Origin of the sequence: Pelotomaculum schinkii (assembly GCF_004369205.1) — a bacterium.
Classification (GTDB): Bacteria; Bacillota; Desulfotomaculia; order Desulfotomaculales; family Pelotomaculaceae; genus Pelotomaculum_C; species Pelotomaculum_C schinkii.
In genome coordinates, this window is the sequence record NZ_QFGA01000002.1 from 267,309 (window position 1) to 288,187 (window position 20,879).

The following is a 20,879-nucleotide window of genomic DNA, read 5'->3' on the forward strand; positions in this document are numbered from 1 at the left end:
GAAGAAAGGAACGGTCAACATCCTTTACCTTTTCATGGGATGAGTATCCTCTTTGGGAATTACGGTATTTGTTTGCTCCGAACAACCAAGGTCCCCTGGAGCTTCACATAATTCCTCCAACTCCTCGGCCGTTACATCCCGAATATCCCCCGCGTCGAAATTTCTTAACCGGTCGGCAGTTATCCTTCGTAATTCTTCTGCCCTGGTTGATCGTAGTTCGTCAGCTTTTGGCATTGATCCGTACCCCCACCAAATATAATTTATTCCTTAGCTTATCCCTCCGTTCGGACTTTATCCGTATAAACTCCCAAAAACAAAAAAGCCCGAAGGCTCATTAAATCTTCATTACTTTGCTGTAATTAAGCTTGATTAAATATAATTACCTTATAATCAACAAGTTAGATTTTTTTAGCTCTAGTTACCTCCGATTTTTCCTGTAACATGTTTCGTAGTATATTAAAATCAATCTTTTTAAGTGATTGAGGACTCTTATATTGGAGAACTTCTGCAATCGCGTATTCAACCTCGTCGGGGTGATATCCATATGAAACCAACCGTTTGCGTATTTCCTTTAATTTCATGAGTTTCACCCAAATAATGAATAAGTTATTATTTATAATATTCCCGAAAGAAAATAGCCCTACAGATTATTCTTTAAATCAGGTTTATCTTTTGGGACTCTTATAACTTGTCCAATATGCAATGTCGAATTAATTGTCAATCCGTTTAATTTTGCTAATTCAGAAGTGTAATCAACTTCTTGGTAGTATCGCTCAGAAATAGTTGCAAAGCAATCGCCTGCTTGAACGACATGGAAAATAAATCCATCTACATCTTTATCGTCAGAAGTTTTTGTGGTTGGCAATATCTGTGTTGCTTGTGCATAAATTTGTTCCTTGAGTGATGCATTTTCACTATTAAGCTGGGATATTGTAGCTCCCAAATAAGAAACTTCACATTTCAGGCTCCATATGATTGTAAGCATAATCACAAATAAAAGTACTATACCCAGAGGTAAAAGCCGCTCTTTCAATTGTGCCGCAAGAACTGATATCCCCTTAGATTTGTGGATTTGCTTTTCTAGTTCACCAATGCTCTTCGCGAAAACCTCGTTGGATTGCTGATTGATTTAATTCATCTCCCCTTAGTAACTACTATACTATTCGTCAAAATCCAAATAATCTTTAATTAATTAAAGACAAAACAAAATACCCGCCGATACCTACGGGTAACTACTACTGCCAGCTGGAGTCCAAAGCAAGGGTAAAATAGTCTATTTCAGTTCTCCCTTAATACATGTGACTTGTATTCCTTCCTCTTTGGAAATAGTACTGGCCAAGCTGGCCTTATTTATCAAATTATCAACAGCAATAGCAAAATAAGAGCCTATACATGTACCGTCACTGCCTCCTCTTGCTACACCAGCAACAATATTTATCGGTACTCCAAACTCTTTTGTTAGTACTGCTACTTCATTAACTATTTTAATGGCCCATTCCTTAGAACGTTCAGTATCTTCTGCGGTAATCACCATAAATTCATCTCCGGCATAACGTCCCGGAAAGTAAACACCATTTTCCGTTCTCTCTAAAAGCAATCGTCCTATAATTTTTAGGCAGATGTCTCCTCTAACGTGACCGTACTTTTTATTTATTTTTCCGAAGCCGTTGATATCGAAGAAGATAACCGTAAGCTCCTTCCCCTGGCTGAGAATATTTTCTGCCATATACCTTAAATATGGGGCTTTTTTAAGGCCAGTCAGCGTATCTTCATGCTTACCGGCCTCAGCCAGAAGACTTTTTTTAGTAACAATTCCTACTAGTTTACCGCTCTCAAATACAGGCAACCTTTCTACTTGTTTTTCTTCCATTAAATTAATTGCATCCCAAAGGGACGTATTTGTATAAACAAATACTGGATTTTTGGACATAGCGTCTGCAATAATACGGTTCATATGAGAACGCCGGGCATCCCTTGAAGTGATCATTCCACAGAGTTTACCGTCCTCTAAAACTGGAAGTCCACCGATACAGTTTTCTTCCATTAATGAGACGGCTTGTTCGACACTGTCGAGAATATCAACCGTAATGACAGGACTGCTCATATAATTAGAAATGGAAGCCATTAAAGTTCCACCTCTAGACTAATCGCAAGCACAATATCAACCTGTGCTTTTAATAATGTTGTTTCAGATGCAACCTTATTTGCTTCATTCAAAACAATTTCCAGTAATTTTTCATTACTAACCATTTTTGATAGTGACTTACGAATTACTACCGCTTCGAGAGGTCCTTCCTCAATTAAATGTATTTCGTACTGACCGGGACACATTAAATCTATCATTCTCTTTACGGCTTCCGGACCTATGGGAGCTCTTCTTCCAATCAATAACACATCCTGAATTGGCGGAATCTCAAACTCGCTTAACTTCATCGAAAATAGCGCCTTTCTTCCAGGTTCAACCTTTTGAGCATGCAAATTAGAACACCACCATTTCATTTAGAAAATCAAATATGCTAATCGAATTAGTCTTTCTGTCAAATAGGGATCAAACTGCATTCCAGAATTTTTTTCAATTTCACTTAAACTTTCATCCCATGCCTTTCCTTTTTTATAAGGCCTGGAGGTTCTCATTGCATCAAAAGCATCAGCAACGGCAATTATTCTAGCCCCTAGAGGTATATCGTTTGCTTCGACACCGAAATATCCTTTTCCATCCCATCGTTCATGATGGTACAAAATTAATACAAGGAGTTCTTTAGCCCAGGAATAAGGCTTCAGCATAACAACTCCAGATTCAGGATGTCTCTTAATAATACTCCATTCCCTGCCAGTTAATTGTTCTTTTTTAGATAATATACTTTTGTCAATCTTAACCTTGCCAATATCATGTAATAAAGCTGCATTAGTGATTATCGAAATATCTTTATCTTGTAATCCCAGATGATATGCAATACGACATGCAATATAACTAACGCTAATAGAATGACAATAAATTTCAAAATCATAATTATTTAATGCAATCATTAATTTGTTAATCTCGTTAAGCAAAAGCTCATACCCCTTCCTAAACTGTTAAAGAAAAGGGCATAAAAAAAGAAATTACCAAGCCATTTCTCTTGTAGCCAGACAATCACACCAGTAAACATAACTGATAAGAGTCTTAGCTTTGCGTCCCACCCTTTCGGAGTGGTTTGCCCTTAAACAACAGGTGGTATGCTTTTTAGAAAATATTCAATAAATTATACAACTATGAGTATACATTTATCAATAGTTTGAATTTATTTTTTTGGGAAGGGCAAAAATATATATTAAAATTTAATTGTTCATTCAAGGGATAAATAAAAATGAGGTAAAATATGGTTGATATTTTGAAAACATGTGGATTGAATCTGAGGCATTATAGAAAGGCTAAAGGTTTAACTTTAAATCAATTATCTCAGGATATTGGCATAACTAGTTCATATCTTGGATATCTTGAGAGGGGACAAAGAAACCCTTCCCTGGCAACAATAGCCAAAATAGCAGAGGCTTTGGAGGTAGAGCCTTATCATCTCCTGGTAAATTTTGAAAATCGTTTTGACCGGTCGTTACATAATTTGATTATTATGTTAATTACAAGAAAACGAATTGATGAAGTAATTTTTTTACAGGAAGTACTAACATCCTATTTAAAATCCATAAAGAATAATGACAGGCAATAGTTAAGCGGCGTAACTTTATAGTATAAATTATCAACCTGCCAAAAAGATTGATATTAGCTGAGTATTTCTTTGTAAAACACAAAAGCCCCGCTGCGGAGAGCGAGGCCTTTTGTATGTCTGCATATATAGTTTACCGAAATTGAAGTTGTATTATCCCCCGGTGGAGGTTCGTTGCTACGTATACCAAAGCTGGAGCTACTGCAGCTTCTTCAGGTAGAGCAGTAGCCGGTACTTTTCCAAAACCCGACGGCTTCGTTTAGAGTTAGAAGATCCTTGTTTCCTATGGGCTTATGCCCTTGACGCAGAAGCCTTTATATGATAAATTATGTCGGTATTCTTATTGTTAGTATTCTAACTATCCAACAGGGGTGGTGCTGATGAATTTCCAGGAAGCTAAAGAATTGCACAATTTATTGTTTTCCTTTATAGGTATGTTTCATGAAAAGTTTCTATGCCGGTTCCGCCAGCATTATGACGGCAATCCCAGGCTTAAAAAAAACCAGGTCAAGATTATCAGTATTTTATACCAGCATGATCACCTGATCCCAACTGAAATCGGTAAAATGCTGGATATAGAAAAAGGTAGTCTGACTGCCCTTATAGATCAATTGGAAGATATGGGCCTGATTATACGACGCGCTGATCCCTGCGACAGACGAAAGCTATTAATATCACTCAGTGCTGCCGGCAGAGATGAAATGAATAAAATTATGGACGATCACACCCGAAGCCTGAGTGTTTTTTTCCGAGGCGTAGATCCCGGAGAAATAAAACAATTTGTAGCCAGCTTGCAATATGCAGTAGACTTCATGAAAAAATTTTAAAAGGTGAATGTTGACAAAATGGAAAAAAGCTTAGAAATGCGCGATCGAAATATAGGCAGTCTGTTGTGGAAGTTTTCCTTGCCCGCTATCGTGGCTATGCTCATTAACGCACTCTACAACATTGTCGACAGGATATTTGTAGGGCGTGGGATCGGCTTTATCGCCATCGCCGCAACAACTGTGGCTTTCCCCATTATGATTATTCTAATGGCTGTATCCATGTTGGTCGGAATCGGCGCTACGGCATTGATTTCCATCCGTTTAGGACAGCAGAAAATGGAAGAAGCCGAAAAGGTAGCCGGCAATGCCATGGTTATGATAATTTTATTGCCAGTCATTATAGCCGTAATATACCTGCTCTTCCCCGAGCCGATTTTAATATTCTTTGGGGCAAGTGAAGAAGTTTTACCTTACGCCCGGGATTTTGCGCACATTATTATGCTGGGAGCGGCTTTTGGTTCCATCAGCATGGGGATGAACAACTTTATCAGGGCGGAAGGCAATCCCAGGTTGGCTATGTTTACGCAAATTACCGGCGCGTTGATAAACGGAGTTTTAAACTACATTTTCATTTTCAAGTTGGGACTGGGGATAAAAGGTTCGGCTTTAGCTACTTTGTCCGGCCAATTCCTTTCAGCAATCTGGGTATTGAGTTATTTCCTGTCAGGCAGAAGCCTGGTCAAAATCAGATTAAAAAACCTTAAGTTGCAGCTGCCTATAATTATCAGCATTATATCTATTGGCTTTGCCCCTTTTGCCATGCAAGTCGCCAACAGTGTTCAGCAATCAATACTTAATAAAACCCTGTTGGTACATGGCGGGGATTTAGCTCTATCGGCTGTGGGCATTATTATGAGTATAGCTGCCTTATTATTCATGCCGATAGTGGGCTTAAGCCAGGGAGCACAACCCCTTATAGGCTTTAATTACGGCGCCCGGCAATATGACAGGGTTAAAGAGACGGTGAAAATAGCGGTGATCGCCGGCACCTGCATTGCTGTAGCCGGCTATACGGCCATTCATATCTGGCCGGTCCAAATTGTTGGGCTATTCAGCAAAGGGGATACGGCGCTTACGGAAATGACCTCACAGGCAATGCGGGTGTTTTTTGCGCTATTTCCGGTTGTAGGATTTCAAATAATATGTTCAAACTATTTTCAAGCAGTGGGCAAACCGGTACAATCTACCATACTCAGCTTGTCCAGACAGGTACTGCTGTTTATCCCCTTGCTTCTGATCCTGCCAAATTTCTGGGGAATCAACGGAGTTTGGAGAACAGCGCCGATTGCTGACGGCCTGGCAGTTCTGCTGACGGCTACCCTTATTTATTTGGAAATGAAAAACCTCCCGCAAAATCAACCATTAATTGCACAGGTTAAGCAGTCTGTCTGAGTTTTTATAATCGGAGCGGATGAATAGAACTCCAGCAGGTTTAAAAAGGCATGATTTTCAAAATAAGAAAAAACCGTCTAGTTCTTACAGTAGACGGTCCCACCAAAAGTTCAAACAAAAGATATCAGGGAAAATTTGGTCAAAAATAAATTAGATGTTATTATCCTCGAAATCATCCTCATTAACAACCTCATCCTCATCCGGAAGTCTAACTAACCCATTACCTGCAGTAGATGATATTTGTTCTTTAAGCCATTTAACCTGTTTAAGTGAAGAATCAAGTTCCTCTGCAATTTTCAATTGAGTAATTGCATCTGGATAATTTTTTTGTTTATATAGGTATTTTGCATATGCATATCTAGCAAAAGCACTGGCTTTATCAAAATCAATCGCAGATTTATAGAATTCTTCTGCCTTGCCAAATATCTTACGCTTTTCAAAGACATTTGCTAGCGATTGATATATAGCGGAATATCGCCATTCTGGCACATTGACTTTATTTGCAATTTCTATTGATTGATTTAAATACTTTTCTCCTTGATCCAGCTTCCTTTTTCTTGATAATAAATCCCCGTATCCCGCTAGAACCCACCACGCATCACGATTCTTGCCCAAAGCTAAATTAATATAATGCTCAGCCTCCCTCCAAAATTCTAAATTACCATAACATAATCCAATTTTAAATTTTATATCGACATCTTCAGGATACATGCCTTCAAGTATCTTATAATATTCAATAGCTTTACGGAATTCTTTTCCTCTAAATAACCTTAATGCCACTGGACGAATTTCATCCATAAAAATTTCCTTATATTCCTGAACCTTTTCATATTGAAGTGATTGAGCTAAATGTGATACTAGTTCCCCATAATCCTCTATCCTTGTTGATGATTGTTTTATTTTGGATTCATAGTATTCAACAGCATGCTTATGGTATTCAATTCTTATTTCAAGTGGAATTTGATTAACAAAATACTCCTTAATAATTGGATGCATCTGATAGAGACCTGTTTCTATATTAAATTCAAGCAAAAAATGATCGGTTAAAACATCAATCATTTCTACAGATTCGTCTCCAACAAACTTATCTATTACTTCAAACTCGAAAGGAACGTTATAAACTGAGATATAGCGAACCAACTCAATTTCCTTGGGCATTAAATCAATTCTTGCTAGTAGTAAAGGAATTAACCTATCTTGGAAACGTTTTTGAACAGTAGTATTATCAATAATTGATTGCATAGGATACTTTTCTAGTAACTGAGATATGAATTTTGCAGCTAGCGGGTTACCGTGTAACCTATTTATTAATTCTATTGGAATATAGATAGATTTGTTTCCATGGAAAAGTTTCAAATTCCAGTCTATTATTCCTCTTATATATTGTTCTTCAAGTGGTTCCAAAACGATATTTGCAAAACCTTCTTCAGGATATTTAAACTTAAAAGGTGATGTAATAAAGATTTTATTTTTGCTACCTGAAACAGTTTTGGCTGAATATTTAATAAATCGATCAAATTTTATGTCAAAATAGTTACCTCTACTAAATGTATAGTGCCAGTCATCTATTATTAAAACAGCAGAAGGCAAACTATTAAACCTATCAAAAATATTTTTAAATAAAGATTCCAAATTACTCTCAATCTGTGTTATTATTTCTTTTTCATCAAAGATAAACTCCAGTAAGTTTAACAGGGAAAGGATAAAACGATTAAATCCTGTCCCTTCCGTTATATTAATAACTATTTTTTTCCAATTTGATGGTAGTACATAATTAATTCCCTCATTAACGAAGGCTGTTTTTCCTATACCCCTTATGCCAAAAACAAAACAAGTTTTAATATTTTCATTATTAATAAATTCTCTCATTTCTTTAATTGCATTATCCCTACCAATATATGGACGATTAGTATCACTGATTACTTCAGAAAATTGTTCAGCATCTGGAGTAATAATCGTTTTTGCGGTAATAGATGGATAACACTTTTTTATTTGATCAAGTTTTCTCGATATATTATTCAATACTTCTAAGGCCTTCCTATTAAAGTTATCGCTGGTAACTATTGGTGCAACAGCTTTCTGTATCACTTTTAAAAATTCATATTCTAAAAATTCAAGGGGATTTTCCGAGATAAATATGTAATCACAAAAAAATAGAACATCTTCCTTCTTAGCAATACCTTCTTCAATTATTTCTGAAAGAAAAGTCAATTTATAGTTTAAAATTGATGGTTGTTCTTTTATACTTGCAAGTGAATCCAGTTCTAAATGTAACTGAGTCGAATTTAAAGAAGGTGCCTTGTTTAATGAATCAAATATTCTTTCATGTAAATTATTCAATATAGGTATAATAGAAACAATTTTTATTGGCTTATGTAATGTCACTACACCACTTTTATTATATTGCCCTTCAATATCTACATCAGCAACAAGAATAACTTCATCGTTAGATGGCATTGCAATAGTTCCATCTTCATCTAAAAAAATGTCCTTATTATTTTTGTCACAGTATCCGAATATTTTCGACCCACCTATAGTTGCTTCATTAACATATATAATAGATTTTCCTTGAATTCGATAATAATTTGCTGGAAAACTAAAATATGCTGTTTTTGGACTCCAAGACGGAACAACTATCAGACAAGGATTATCGTTTTGAGGTGATACTAAAGCCTCACTCAAGAAATCAACACAGATCATAACTCCTAAGTTAAAATTATAATCATTTAAATCAATAGAAATCCAATCCCAAGTTCTTTGAGACTCTTCTAAATCCGGCTCAAATTTAGAAGGTCGAGTTTTAGGAACAAAGTATATTTTTTCATTTGGCATAACCACCGGACACATTGCTTGCCGAATATATTCATCTTTTATATATTCATCGTTCTCCAGAAAATCATCGAATCCTATACTTTTATAATGGTTAGCGCATTTTTGTGTAACCATGTGGCTACCAGCAACTATAAAAATATTGTTTTTAATGGAAAGTTCTTTTACTAACAATAAAAGATCAGATGGTATTGAATATTCTGGGAAAACAACAATGTTAACTTTTAATGAAGAACATTTATCTATAATAGATATAACTCTTCGAGATAAAAAATCTAAATATTTATCATATACATACTTTCTTGAGGCTTTTACCCCAACAACTGATGACCCTAATAAGTTTAATCCTATATCTTCACCAGTTGGTTCCATAAGTAAATTTTTATAAGCAGGGTGATACTTAATCTGAGCTAATGCAATTCTTAAATAATTACCCACAAAATACCACTTCCCGTTAACGTAGAATTTTTTAACATTCGACAGAAATATAAATTATTCCTTTACATACAAAAAATTACTAAGAAAATATTCCTTAAAAAAGTTGTTCGTCAAAAATCATGAATAAACATTTCAACCTAAATCACACGAGATATAGTACTAGGAAAAATATCCAGTATATAGATTAATCCTGCCTACCATCACTTCCCTGCTGACCTCCACTTCTTAAAACAATAAAATGTAGCTAAGGAGGGAATGAATATGCAGGCAATATGGAAAGGCTCAATATCATTTGGCCTCGTTAACATACCGGTGAAAGTATGCGGCGCCGTTAATGCTAACCAAGTTTCCTTCAATCAGATACATGAGCCTTGCAAGAGTAGGATAAAGTACCGTAAGTACTGCCCTCACTGTGAAAAGGAAGTGCCGGCAGAAGAAATTATCAAAGGTAGTGGTAGAACCACCCAGGGTTACTAATCTTATGGAGGCTCTAAGATTGAGTATAGAGCAGTCTATGAAGAAGACGAAATCGCGTAAGAATAGCCCCTGGGGAACCAGGGGCTGTTCCTGTAATGTTTTTTAATTAAACGGCTTCAGTTTTAATAACTTCTTACATAAATTATGTGGCACCCCACCATCAGCAATGCCGCGAAAACCTAAGCCGGTCTCTTATTCGGCTCCACCGTGCCATCAATACAGCTCAGATTGCACATGCAATTCCTAAGGTATAGTCAACGTATATCATATTGGGAATATTCGCCAGAGTTTTAACTTAACCTGTCGGGTAGATTAAAAATTAACAAAGTGTAAAGGAGGTAAACCATGACAAGTATAGCCATTGCCATAGGTTTAGGTTTCTTTATTATTGCAGCATTCATTGTAAAAATTGCAAAACGGGATATCATAAAAATCACCTGTCTTTCGTCGTATTTTATTGGTAACTAACTTGCCGATTAACTATCCAAATATTTTACGAAGTCTGAGCTAACCGGTACCTCTATACTCAACAAAGGGGCATTCTGCTGAGCCCCATACACATCTGTCTCGCCGAGGGCTCCTGATACCACCGGGCGTACAATTGTCGCCTTGATAGCGTTTGCTGCTTCAAACTCTACAACCCCGATAACCTTATCTATATCGATGTTGTATAGTCCGGCAATCAATTCTTTTGTAAACACCCCAGACCTCCGTGCCTGTTCAAAGGCCGCACGATCCTTGAAAATGATATCGAAAGTCAATTCATAAGGACCCGAATTCTTACTACGAACCACACTGGCTAGTTCGGTAATATTAATTTTTTTCAATCCAATCGCCCCTTTAAAGATTAATTAGTTTCATCGGGAAAAGACTATAGGGATTGTTTACCTCAATCAAGTGATAGACGCTGAACTGGTATACGGCCCCACCTTTAAAGTCGGAGGGAGAGTAAGGAAATGCCAGGTTTCCCGCTGTAGCCATCCGGCCGGAGTAACCGCTGTGGAGCATGGTGGAACGGGCAAAGCTGCAAATCGTATCGGCTATGTCCTGGGTTTCCCCCACCGCTTCAATGATGATTCCTAATTCATGAGGTATCACATTTAGCTCCGGCTCCAGCCTGCCCATTACGCCATTGCGGCCGTATAGCTTGAAGTCGAGAAAATATTGGTAACCTGACTCCTTAAAGTTATCCTGGACCCTTTCCCTTACTGTCGTGATGACCTCATCTATTTTCTTCACCATGATCGGATCACGGCAGCCGGCAATGGATACTGTCCTGTAACCAGCCATCTTTACCCCTTCCAGCTTAATATAATACTTGTCCGTAGGGATAAACTTGCTGCCCGTAACCCTTACCCGGTTCTCTGTCACTTGCTCAAACTTTGCTTCCTTCAGCTCCAACAGTCCCCCCGGGCCGGGCAGCGCCAATGGATTTGATTTTTCATAAAGGGTGTGGGCTGACACAGAGGTAACCGTACACCGCCGGATTGGGTTTAAGGGCTCCACTTCAAAATATCCCGGGCCCACCCGTCCCAGGAGGCAGTCACTGCCGCTGCCGGGAGATGAGGCAATAGCCCCGCATTCAAGAATTTTGCCCAGGTGAATAGCCAACCCCGGTTCAAAACCAGCGCGAATGGCCGGGGCCGCGAAGACCGACGGGTCGTAAGCACGGCCGGCCAAAATCACCTGCGCCCCTTCTTCCAGGGCAGCAATCAGAGGCTCGAACCCCATCTGTCCTACAACCCTGAATGTAGTATCCAGGTCTTCTTCCTTCAGCGGTGGCGCAGGATACAATGGAGTTACTTCACCTCGGCGCAACGCCTCTCTAACCTGCTCCTTGTCCACCTCGGCATGAATTACCGCCATTGTAAAATGAAGCCCTTTTTCCCTGGCAATCTCTACGATTAAGTCATAGTCCCGTTTCAGGTGCGGCTCCCCACCGCTGCCCCCTGCCGTACCAATGAGTACCGGGATTTTCCTTTCTACCGCCGCTTCCAGTATCAACTCGAGGTCCCTTTTCACAGCGGCGCGGTTTGTAAAAGACTTCCCGGCGCCCAGGTAATACGGACCCGGGTCGGTGGAACCCGCGTCCACTGCTATGACATGAGGCTTTTGGCTTAACCCTTCTGTGAATGATTCCAACGGAAACCCATACCCAAGGATGGCCGTTGGAGACAAAATCCGCATTTCTTCCATCTGAATGAATCCCCCTTTGTTGCAAAAATAAAATGACACCATTCATATATTTCAAAAATTAGAGTCCATTCCGATTTTGCTGATGCCCAGACTTTCATACGAACCCTCCTTTTTGAATTTTTTAATCTATAATATTATTTATTAAGGATTATATATGGAACAACTACAAAAAAGACTCTTTTAACAAGGTCATTGCCGTAATTGGGCTAAATAATACGATCTTAGTTAAACAAAAAAAGTGGTTGAAGACAACAGCTTCAACCACTTTTTTCTCTTGTAATGCTTTTCTAGCTATTCATCTCATCTAATAAGCCTAGGAGTTTCATCTTGCGCCATAGCGTGGTGGTGCTTATACCCAGCTTTTTTGCAGCCCGGCTTCGTTTATAGCCAGTGTCCTTTAATATTAACTGCCAGAAGGCAGTCCCCCATAGGTAAAAAGAAGTGTATTAACCCTTTCTTACTGGGGGAATGGACTAGTAATCGATGCGGTAGTCAATAACCGTGGCATACCCCCCCGGCCATGCTGGCAAAAGTACCCAGACAGACACTAAGCGTTTCAAAGTAATTGCCATCCCCTTACCCCCTGGATTGCTATTTGTAAAGCAGAAAATTCATATTTTTGAAATTTACTATATCTAGCGCTTTTTACCTAAAATATAAAACTTAATGTAGACCACAGGGACTAAATTGTGCAAGACACCTGTTGCAAAGCCTGCGTATAAATGATTAGAACCGGGCAATATACATATAAGCTACTTAAATGACAAGCTTATGGTACCTACGGCGAAGTCTACACGGGTCGAAAACCAGATCGTCGGACGTAGCAGAGTATACCCCCTCTTGGGAAAATAAGGCGGCGCACCGCGGTGTAAGCTTCCTGGGCTGAACTACATAGATCGCGGAAAAGCCTAATGGTGAAGCCAGCCCGGACGATTTTTTCCTCTTCCATCCGTCCTCCTGCCTGCCAGGGAGAAATTGAGGTCAGTTCGAGCACATGTGCAATGCTAATTGAGTTAATGCGGAATGCAGGTTGCAGTACGAAACAAAAGATAAAGATATTTACCATATAAGACAAAAATCTATTTTTGGAGGACATTTGTCATGCTAGAAGTCTCGGGCAATCCTAACCCCACATGGATTTTGTCTGAGCCAGAAGAGAAGGACGAGCGGGCCTTGCGGCTGACCTTCGCCTACCGCGGCGAGGAGATCGAGCTGGTCGTCGCCCAACGAGTGGCGATGTTCGTGCCGCCCGCCGACTCCCTGGAGGAGCGTGAGCCGCGAAGCGGCTTCTGGCTCGAGCTGCGTGACGCGGCCGGCGCCCTGGTGTTCAGGCAGGACCTGCACAACCCGATCGCCGCCGACTACGAGGTCTTCCCCGAGAATCCTGCCGGAGAGATCGTCCGGCTTCCGGCCGCGGCGCCGTCGGGGACGTTCACCTTGGTGATCCCCGAACCGGAACGCGCCGAGAACCTGGTCCTCGTCGCCAGCCCTTCCACACCCGAGGCCCGCAACCAAGCGGCCCGGGAGGTCGCCCGCTTCGACATGGCCGGGGTGCGGCGCACCGTGGAGGGCCGGCCGTGAGCGCCTCGGATGGGGCGGTCGTGGGGACGACCCAGATACTCAACAACGGGCCGGCGGCCCGCCGGTTCAACATCGTCATTCTGTCCGAGGGCTACCAGCAGGCCCAGCTGGGTCAGTTCGCCAACGACGCCGCCGCGTTCGTCACCCGGCTGTCCCGGACACCGCCGTTCCACCTGGTCATGAACTCGATCAACGTGTTCCGGGTGGACGTGAGCTCGACCGACACGGGGGCCGACGACCCCGTGACGTGCGGCGGCGGGGGCGGCACCGCCCGCACGTACTTCGACGCCACGTTCTGCGGCGACGGCACGAACCAACGTTTGTTGACCGTCAACAATACCTTAGCCCTACAGGTGGCCAACGCCGAAGTACCCCAGCACCGCCTGGTCGTGGTCATCGTCAACTCGCCGATCTACGGGGGTTCAGGGGGCCCGGTGGCCGTCTACTCCCTCGCCGCCAACGCGGTCGACATCGCCCTGCACGAGATCGGCCACACCGCCTTCGCTCTGGCCGACGAGTACGAGACCTTCCGTGGGTGCGCGTCCGGCGAGCTCGACCACAACAACCACCCGGCGGTGGAGCCCGCCGCCGAAAACGTAACGGTCACCGGCTTCAACAACATCCAAAGGCTGAAGTGGCGCCGGTACGTCCGGGCGGGCACGGCGCTCCCGACGACCCGGAACGCCAACTGCGCGGTGTGCGACCCGCAGCCGTCACCGGTCCCCTCCGGCGCCGTAGGGGCGTTCGAGGGCGCCGACACCTACCACTGCTCCGCCTACCGTCCCGAGTTCGACTGCAAGATGCGCACGTTGGCGAGCGACTTCTGCCGGGTCTGCTCCGACGTCATCCTGCACCGCCTCTGGCAGTTCTCGCCGCTGTCCGTCCGCTTCGCCTGGAAGGGAGTGGGTGGTGACCAGACCCTCTACAACGGCCGGGCCAGCGAAAGCTACCAGTACCACCTGCCCGACTTCAAGAGCAGCACTGGCCCCGCGCTGATCAGCGACAACCAAGGAGCCTTCATGGCGTGGAAGGGCATCTCCAACGACCAGGGCATCTACTACAGCGTACTACGCCACATCGACGGGGTCACCTGGGACACGCAGCACAACGTGCCCGGCGTGGGCACGAGCACCGGCCCCGCCGCGGCCATGTTCCAGGGCCGGGCGTACCTGGCCTGGAAGGGCGCGTTCAACGACCAAGGCATCAACTTCACCCGCTTCGAGGGCGGCTTGCCTGCTGCCCAGCGCAACGTTCCCGGAGTGGGCACAAGCACGCGTCCGGCCCTCGCGGTCTACAGGGGCCGGCTGTATATGGCGTGGAAGGGCATCGCCAACGACCAGAGCATGTGGTTCGCCAGCTTCGACGGCAACCAGTGGAGCGCCCAGGCGCCGATCCCCAACGTCGGCACGAGCGCCTATCCCGCCCTGGCCGTGATCGGTGATCGCCTTTACATGGTGTGGAAGGGGATCGAGGGCGATCAGAGCGTGTGGTTCACCAGCTTCGACGGCTCGCGATGGGCGCCGCAGGCTCCGGTCCCCAACGTGGGGACGGCCACGGGCGTCTCGCTCTCGGCCGGTCCGGACCGGCTGTTCATGGCATGGAGCGGCGTCGCCGGCGATCCGAGCCTCTACTACACGACCTTCGACGGCAGGACGTGGGGCCGCCAGCACAACTACCTCGGCACCGGGTCGAGCGCCGTACCCGCGGTGCATGTCCGTTATTATGGCTGACCGCCGGGCTGGCGTCAGCGGTCGAACCCGCTCGCGGTCTCAACGTGGAAGGTGTGGGGGAAGGAGTCGACCAGCGCCACCGACACCAGGCGGTAGCCGCTTGGGCGAGCAGGGCGGCGTCGCGCCCCAGTGACCAGGCTCAGCTGTCCAGCACGAGGCTCCACTTTTCAATCTTTGCGCTCCACCGGGTACCCTTAGACTAACTGCTTAAACCATTTTACACAATAATTTTAATAAGAACGTGAAACCCCAGTTCATTTTGAAGTGGGGTTTTTTTGATGAAACTGCCCTTTAGTTTAAGAAGCTGCAAAGCATTACCACATTATGTATAAACCAAGTACGACAGCAAAGGGCAAAACGAGCAAGACCGCCTACTTTTTATAGTAGACGGTCTTGCTGCCTATAGGATTTGTTTAGAACATTCTATCCTCAGTTACAAATTCCGGCGCCCACCTGTAGTATTCCTTGGGATAAGCTTTCTTCAGACCTTTGTAGTTGGCCTTGACGAGCTGTACGGCGCCTTTCCTGGTCCGGTAGGTCATTACAAGCCCCTGTTCCTGCAGGGCGTCGATGACTTTGCCCAATGCTTCATCATCTGCATCGATATATTGCTCGATATCACCCAGTGTCATATGCAGTCCCTGGTTGATCCGGTAGTCTTCGCCCAGGACAGCCAGGACATTTTCTTCGCTGAGCGCCAATTTCTTTTCAACAGGCCCTGCTGCCGGCACCGGCACACCCAGTTTTTCGCTTATGACCCGGCGCGGCATCTGCATATCCTCCGCCATCAGTTTGAGCCCGGACCTGAAAATAACTAACCTACAGGCTTCCAGAGTACCCCCCGCAATATAATCTGTCTTGGCAACTTCAAATACATTCTGAACCGGATAGAAACGGTTCACCCCGTCACCACCCATAACCTGAGTGGCGTCACAGCTTGATGCAAATGTGTTTTCAGCGCCACATGCCTTTACCATGCTTGCTTCGATGGTAATGTCCTTGCCAAGATCCCAAAGGTATGCGGTGTAGTAAACGGACATACGCGTCGTTTTTAGCCGCATGATGATATCAGCGATTCTGGTCTGGTTACCGGCAATATCAATGGTGGGTCTGCCGAACTGGACCCTCCTTTGAGAATAAGGTACTGTATATTGCAATAATATTTGCTGCCAGGCAGCGGCCGAGGCGGAAATCAGGGTTCTCTCAAAATTGAGCCCGTGCATCAAAACCTTCCAGCCTTCACCCTCCTGGCCGATTCTGTTTTCCACCGGTATGATAACATTATCGAAATCAAGGGAACCATTTTGTACGTTCTCGAAACCTAGAATTTCATTGATCCGTTCTGTGGTAAAGCCGGGTACCCCTTTTTCAACCCAGAAAGCTGTGAGATGACGGTGTTTTTTAACATCTTCCGGGTTGTTGCTTGACCTGGCGTAGACAATATAATGTTGTGCCACGCCGGCTCCGACGATAAAGCGCTTCTTGCCGTTGAGGACATAATGATCCCCTTCCGGTTTCGCTTCAACTTCTATACCAGCAGCATCGGTACCAGCGGTCACTTCGGTAATACCAACACACCCGATCTCACCTTGGGCAATACGCGGCAGATACTTTTTCTTTTGATCTTCCGTACCGAAATCTAGAAGCTGCATTACGCCGCCCATCATATTGCCCACGATGATCCTGCCCAATCCCGGGCTAACTTTGTGAACTTCCTCGGCCACGATGCAGCCGCCTGTGCAGCCCAGACCCATTCCACCATACTCCTTGGGGAAGGCGGCGCCTGTAAAGCCTGTTTTGCCAAACTCTTCATATAAATCAAAGGGGAATTCCCTCGTCCACCTGGTCTCCATTTCCCGTTTCGCTATCTTTTGCATAAACGCCCTTACATCTTTTGCTAACTGTTTCTGTTCTTCACTCCACCAGGGAAAACTCTCCATTTTTTTGCCTCCTTTTATATTGAATAGTTAATTTGATATTATCCGGGGTAATACCGCTAAATCATTGCATCTTCCTATAGCTGGTATTCTACCCTCTTTTTTTGCCCTGCGTTACATTGTGGGATATTCCACAAGGGGTTACGCACGCAACTTTACTGCTAGCTTTATCATACTGATTCCTATTACACACAATATAAGCAGCCTCAAGTTGAAACAGCCCTGCGATTAAAACCTATGCCTTAGCCTCCAGGGACCTGGCTGCCCGGTCTTTTTTATTCTTGTTCTGCACAATCAGAGTAAGCACGACACCGATAATACTCATTGAAGCGGCAATCATGAAGGCCATCGTATAATTCCCGTTGCTAGCTTTAATACTGGCAGCCAGGATAGGGCCAAGATATCCGGCTAAAGCAAAACCGCAGAACATGATGCCGTAATTAACCCCGTTGTTTTTAGGACCGAACATGTCGGCCGTAAGTGCCGGAAAGATGCCCATAGTGCCGCCGAAGCAAAAGCCAACGAACATAATGGCGGCAATAAAAGTACCAAAAGAGCCAATACTGGACAAAGATAATGTGGCTGCGCCAGCAATAATATACATGACGATCAGCGCAGGATAGCGGCCGATTCTATCCGACACCGCACCCCAAAAGATCCGGCCGAACGTGTTGGCCATAGCCAGCAGACTTACTCCTACAGCTGCTGCTGCCGGGGTTACTTTGGTTACTTCCTGGATAATAGGTGAAGCCTGACTGATAATCATCAAACCGGAAAATGCCCCGGCGGTAAGCATTAAAAATAACACGTAAAACATGGGATCCGAGAGCATTTGGTTCCAGTTTTTATCCACACCGGATACTGTCGATGTAGCGGTAGGCGCCGGTGGATTCCAGCCTTCCGGCTTGTAATTGGCGGGAGCAGTCTGGATAAAGAATGAGAATACTGCAATTATGATAATGTAGGCAATGCCCAACGTCTTAAAAGTGTTAAGGATACCCATACTGGCAATCATAGAGTTAGCAAGGGGGGGCACAATGATAGATCCACACCCGTAACCGGCTGTTGCTATTCCGGCTACAAGACCCCGTTTATCCGGGAAAAACTTGACCGTATTGGCTACCGTGCAGGAATAAATGATACCCATACCTAAGCCCATGATCACCCCGTATGACATATACAGCCATGATACCGATGTCGAAAAGCCGGCCAGTAAAACGCCGCCGCCGAACATGAATGCTCCGAAAAATATTACCCACTTGGGTCCAACTTTGTCCTGAATTCTTCCGCCCGTGATCATCGTTATAGGACCAACACCGTTAGAAATCGTAAATGCCAGAGCCGCTGCGGCAGCAGTACATCCTAACGCAGCGATCACTGGTTTGGCAAAAACACTCCAGGCGTAACCGGAACCAATACAAAGGTTGATAACCACGCTGGCGATCAAAATAAGCCATCTTTTAGTTTTTAAGTCCATGAATAATGCCTCCTTTATAAAAATAGCTATCATTTGTTATCCATGGGAAATATTACCTATATTATGGGAACATTTATTTACCCCCACTATAGCGAGAAATTCAATTATTCATGGATACACTTGACATGGAAACTGGTACCATCGTTTTAAATGCCTGAGGATGAAGCAGCTTCGCTGCATTCCTTATCATCTGTGGACGATAGAATCATTCTCCATGTCAAGAATCCGCTTTGCTTCGATAAGTACTCCGTTTGATTATAAAGAAAACATATCCGGTTAAACTATTTTACTTTTGCGTCCCAAACAGCCTTTAAGCCGCCGTTGCCCCAAACCGGCTGGAAGATTTCAGCAGGCATCAATCTAGGGCCGCCTGCCGGGATGATCGGAGCGAATTCCATCTGATCCAGAATATCCTTCTGAAGATCTACGCCCGGCGCGATCTCAATCAACACCATGCCTTCCAAAGTCCTTTCAAATACGCATCTTTCAGTGATATAGAGCAGCTTCTGACCATTCTTAGCGGCCAAGTTTGCGTCAAAGGTCAACTGTAAGCATTTCTTCACGAACTTCTTCAGTTTGCCTTCTTGTTTAATAACAAGCTTACCGTCTTCAATAGTTTCCTCTAAACCCTTGGCAGTGAAAGTACCGATGAACAGAGCAGTATTAGCACCTGCAGTTATGTTGGCAAATCCACCTACGCCGAGAGTTATGCCGTTTAGAAATGAAGTATTGATCGAACCGTCTTCCTGTGCTTCGGATAAACCGAATACACCAAAGTCGAGACCTGTTCCGTCAAACCAATCGAAATGCTCGCCCTGGTCTACCGAAGCTTGCACATTCCAATGGCATCCAAAGTCAGGGCCGCCGCCCGGAACGCCGCCAACAGAACCGGATTCGGAAATCATGGTGATGTCATCCATAACGCCTTCTTCAGCCATTACGCTGCCGCAGAAGGTAGGCAGACCGATACCAAAGTTACACATCCAACCCGCCTGGGCTTCCATGCAGGCTCTTCTTACCATTACTTTCTTGGGGTCAAGAGGCATCGGTTTTAAGCTATCGCCAATAGGAACTTTTATTCTTCCATTGAGGCCGTACCAATAATTAATGTTTTGCTTGCCGTGGGGCCATAAGCCGTGGACCAGGTTTTCGGGATGTTCAATGACTACTACATAGTCAACTAAATTACGTCCAACCTTAACCAGTTTAGGATCCAAAGACCCTGCCTTGGCAAGACGCTCAACCTGAACAATTACCTTTCCGCCATTAGCTTTCACAGCACGCGCAACAGTTGATAATTCGAGGTTATAAACTTCATTTTCAGCCGTAACATTACCGTTTTCGTCAGCTGTAGTAGCTCTAATTAGACCCTTGGTATAAGGTAGTCCTCTGTAGTAGAGATACTCTTCCCCGTCAAAATCGGGAATGTACTTAATAAATTGTTTATTTTGAGCCGTCAATTCCTCTGTAATCTTCTTTGCGCTGGGATTTAAGCACCCTGCGTCAACCCGTTCGTCCATGAAAGTTCCAAGACCAACCTTTGACATGGCACCCGGCATCCCTCTGCCTTGTTCTCTCCACATCTGCAGCATTGTTCCCAAAGGCATATACCATCCGGGTAATTTATCTTCCTCGATTAGCTTTGCCATTTTGGGGGTAGTGCTTTCGTGCGAAGAAATATCCCACTTTAACATGCCTTCATGGGCGAAGCAGTCCGCCGGTATGCAGCCCGCAGCATGAAGATGAACCATATCACGGGGATGACCTGTCTCCAGGAAACGTTTCTCGATGGCCTGACCGACTTCTTCCGGCCATACCATTCCGAAAGAGGCTGATAGAATTATGTCCCCATCAGCAAACAGTTCAGCTGCCTCTGCCATCGTAATTACCTTTGCCATAACATCGCTCTCCTTTTTTGTTTATCTTACTGATAACCCCTAAAATATTTGGGGTGTTCTGCGCGAAATTGATAGAAACCCGGCGCTCTTAAATAAAATCATGTTATTGCCAGTTTTGTTTTATAACAATCAAATGCTGCCAAACGTCAACAAACCACAATGTTAACTTATGCGTATTACTATCGAACATATTGAAATATACAAAACTACTATAATCCATACTATTTTGCCAAAAAAAATAAATAATTTTATTCACAAACTAAAATCTAAGAAAATGATTACCCGTTGCTAAATCTCGTCATGTTTTGGCAAATGATTGTTTTATTAATTTCATAGGCGCAGAAAGGGCTTTCGTTTAAAATACTAAGCAAATATGACTTCTATATTTAATAAGAT

General features: G+C 43.8%; 18 protein-coding genes and 1 riboswitch. Of the genes, 6 read left to right on the forward strand and 12 right to left on the reverse strand.

The annotated features are described in order from the left end of the window. Positions 1 to 24: 24 nt before the first annotated feature. The 5 genes from Psch_RS12245 to Psch_RS12265 form a co-directional block, all read right to left on the reverse strand. Positions 25 to 234: a hypothetical protein gene (locus tag Psch_RS12245; RefSeq protein WP_190240503.1), complete on the reverse strand. Its 210-nt coding sequence runs from the start codon at positions 232 to 234 to the stop codon at positions 25 to 27. Positions 235 to 640: 406 nt separating this feature from the next. Then, positions 641 to 943, reverse strand: coding sequence for a LysM peptidoglycan-binding domain-containing protein (locus Psch_RS12250; RefSeq protein WP_190240504.1), 303 nt, complete (start codon positions 941 to 943; stop codon positions 641 to 643). Positions 944 to 1,273: 330 nt separating this feature from the next. Continuing rightward, positions 1,274 to 2,125: a CBS domain-containing protein gene (locus Psch_RS12255; protein ID WP_190240505.1), complete on the reverse strand. Its 852-nt coding sequence runs from the start codon at positions 2,123 to 2,125 to the stop codon at positions 1,274 to 1,276. Next, positions 2,125 to 2,478: a hypothetical protein gene (locus Psch_RS12260; protein ID WP_243124077.1), complete on the reverse strand. Its 354-nt coding sequence runs from the start codon at positions 2,476 to 2,478 to the stop codon at positions 2,125 to 2,127. Before Psch_RS12260 ends, Psch_RS12255 begins: the two co-directional genes overlap by 1 nt. A gap of 21 nt (positions 2,479 to 2,499) precedes the next feature. Continuing rightward, the gene (locus Psch_RS12265; protein WP_190240507.1) at positions 2,500 to 3,051 is read right to left on the reverse strand and encodes an HD-GYP domain-containing protein; all 552 of its coding nucleotides are present in this window, start codon (positions 3,049 to 3,051) and stop codon (positions 2,500 to 2,502) included. 66 nt (positions 3,052 to 3,117) lie between these two features. Then, a riboswitch (cyclic di-GMP riboswitch) is annotated at positions 3,118 to 3,209 on the reverse strand. Between the two features lie 150 nt (positions 3,210 to 3,359). Between Psch_RS12265 and Psch_RS12270 the strand changes: the two genes are divergently transcribed. The 3 genes from Psch_RS12270 to Psch_RS12280 all read left to right on the forward strand — a co-directional run bounded on the left by Psch_RS12270 (position 3,360) and on the right by Psch_RS12280 (position 5,920). Further along, entirely contained in the window at positions 3,360 to 3,704 is a 345-nt protein-coding gene (locus Psch_RS12270; protein WP_190240508.1) for a helix-turn-helix domain-containing protein, read from the forward strand. Between the two features lie 377 nt (positions 3,705 to 4,081). After that, a complete protein-coding gene (locus tag Psch_RS12275) occupies positions 4,082 to 4,528 on the forward strand; it encodes a MarR family winged helix-turn-helix transcriptional regulator (RefSeq protein WP_190240509.1) in 447 nt (148 codons plus the stop codon). A gap of 18 nt (positions 4,529 to 4,546) precedes the next feature. Beyond that, entirely contained in the window at positions 4,547 to 5,920 is a 1,374-nt protein-coding gene (locus tag Psch_RS12280; RefSeq protein WP_190240510.1) for an MATE family efflux transporter, read from the forward strand. A 150-nt stretch (positions 5,921 to 6,070) separates the two neighbouring features. On the opposite strand, the gene Psch_RS12285 is transcribed toward Psch_RS12280, so the two are convergent. After that, a complete protein-coding gene (locus Psch_RS12285) occupies positions 6,071 to 9,187 on the reverse strand; it encodes a hypothetical protein (RefSeq protein ID WP_190240511.1) in 3,117 nt (1,038 codons plus the stop codon). 261 nt (positions 9,188 to 9,448) lie between these two features. On the opposite strand from Psch_RS12285, the gene Psch_RS12290 reads away from it, so the two are divergent. Next, the gene (locus Psch_RS12290; protein WP_190240512.1) at positions 9,449 to 9,664 is read left to right on the forward strand and encodes a Ku protein; all 216 of its coding nucleotides are present in this window, start codon (positions 9,449 to 9,451) and stop codon (positions 9,662 to 9,664) included. 476 nt (positions 9,665 to 10,140) lie between these two features. Here Psch_RS12290 and Psch_RS12295 read toward each other — a convergent pair whose 3' ends face one another. The 3 genes from Psch_RS12295 to Psch_RS21690 all read right to left on the reverse strand — a co-directional run bounded on the left by Psch_RS12295 (position 10,141) and on the right by Psch_RS21690 (position 12,264). Further along, a complete protein-coding gene (locus Psch_RS12295; RefSeq protein ID WP_190240513.1) occupies positions 10,141 to 10,491 on the reverse strand; it encodes a DUF4387 domain-containing protein in 351 nt (116 codons plus the stop codon). Positions 10,492 to 10,504: 13 nt separating this feature from the next. Further along, on the reverse strand, positions 10,505 to 11,860 hold the full coding sequence (locus Psch_RS12300; RefSeq protein WP_190240514.1) for an acyclic terpene utilization AtuA family protein: 1,356 nt from the start codon (positions 11,858 to 11,860) through the stop codon (positions 10,505 to 10,507). 287 nt (positions 11,861 to 12,147) lie between these two features. Then, complete coding sequence (locus Psch_RS21690; RefSeq protein ID WP_190258832.1) at positions 12,148 to 12,264, reverse strand: helix-turn-helix domain-containing protein; 117 nt, start codon at positions 12,262 to 12,264, stop codon at positions 12,148 to 12,150. A gap of 697 nt (positions 12,265 to 12,961) precedes the next feature. Here Psch_RS21690 and Psch_RS12310 point away from each other — a divergent pair. Together Psch_RS12310 and Psch_RS12315 are read left to right on the forward strand one after the other, a co-directional pair. After that, positions 12,962 to 13,441 carry a hypothetical protein gene (locus Psch_RS12310; protein WP_190240515.1) on the forward strand — a complete coding sequence of 160 codons (480 nt, stop codon included), beginning with the start codon at positions 12,962 to 12,964 and terminating at the stop codon, positions 13,439 to 13,441. Next, positions 13,438 to 15,171, forward strand: coding sequence for a M64 family metallopeptidase (locus tag Psch_RS12315; RefSeq protein WP_190240516.1), 1,734 nt, complete (start codon positions 13,438 to 13,440; stop codon positions 15,169 to 15,171). Before Psch_RS12310 ends, Psch_RS12315 begins: the two co-directional genes overlap by 4 nt. A 413-nt stretch (positions 15,172 to 15,584) precedes the next feature. Here Psch_RS12315 and Psch_RS12320 read toward each other — a convergent pair whose 3' ends face one another. From Psch_RS12320 to Psch_RS12330, 3 genes are all read right to left on the reverse strand, one after another. Next, complete coding sequence (locus Psch_RS12320; protein WP_190240517.1) at positions 15,585 to 17,111, reverse strand: acyl-CoA dehydrogenase family protein; 1,527 nt, start codon at positions 17,109 to 17,111, stop codon at positions 15,585 to 15,587. A 232-nt stretch (positions 17,112 to 17,343) separates the two neighbouring features. Continuing rightward, positions 17,344 to 18,585 (reverse strand): L-lactate MFS transporter, encoded by a 1,242-nt coding sequence (locus Psch_RS12325; RefSeq protein WP_190240518.1) that lies wholly within the window; start codon positions 18,583 to 18,585, stop codon positions 17,344 to 17,346. A 281-nt stretch (positions 18,586 to 18,866) separates the two neighbouring features. Continuing rightward, positions 18,867 to 20,483: a CoA-transferase gene (locus tag Psch_RS12330; RefSeq protein WP_190240519.1), complete on the reverse strand. Its 1,617-nt coding sequence runs from the start codon at positions 20,481 to 20,483 to the stop codon at positions 18,867 to 18,869. Between the last annotated feature and the right edge of the window lie 396 nt (positions 20,484 to 20,879).

Coding starts and splice junctions, on each gene's coding strand:
- Psch_RS12245 (WP_190240503.1), bottom strand. CDS start 234: ATGCCAAAAGCTGACGAACTACGATCAACCAGGGCAGAAGAATTACGA.
- Psch_RS12255 (WP_190240505.1), bottom strand. CDS start 2,125: ATGGCTTCCATTTCTAATTATATGAGCAGTCCTGTCATTACGGTTGAT.
- Psch_RS12270 (WP_190240508.1), top strand. CDS start 3,360: ATGGTTGATATTTTGAAAACATGTGGATTGAATCTGAGGCATTATAGA.
- Psch_RS12275 (WP_190240509.1), top strand. CDS start 4,082: ATGAATTTCCAGGAAGCTAAAGAATTGCACAATTTATTGTTTTCCTTT.
- Psch_RS12280 (WP_190240510.1), top strand. CDS start 4,547: ATGGAAAAAAGCTTAGAAATGCGCGATCGAAATATAGGCAGTCTGTTG.
- Psch_RS12290 (WP_190240512.1), top strand. CDS start 9,449: ATGCAGGCAATATGGAAAGGCTCAATATCATTTGGCCTCGTTAACATA.
- Psch_RS12300 (WP_190240514.1), bottom strand. CDS start 11,860: ATGGAAGAAATGCGGATTTTGTCTCCAACGGCCATCCTTGGGTATGGG.
- Psch_RS12310 (WP_190240515.1), top strand. CDS start 12,962: ATGCTAGAAGTCTCGGGCAATCCTAACCCCACATGGATTTTGTCTGAG.
- Psch_RS12320 (WP_190240517.1), bottom strand. CDS start 17,111: ATGGAGAGTTTTCCCTGGTGGAGTGAAGAACAGAAACAGTTAGCAAAA.
- Psch_RS12325 (WP_190240518.1), bottom strand. CDS start 18,585: ATGGACTTAAAAACTAAAAGATGGCTTATTTTGATCGCCAGCGTGGTT.
- Psch_RS12330 (WP_190240519.1), bottom strand. CDS start 20,483: ATGGCAAAGGTAATTACGATGGCAGAGGCAGCTGAACTGTTTGCTGAT.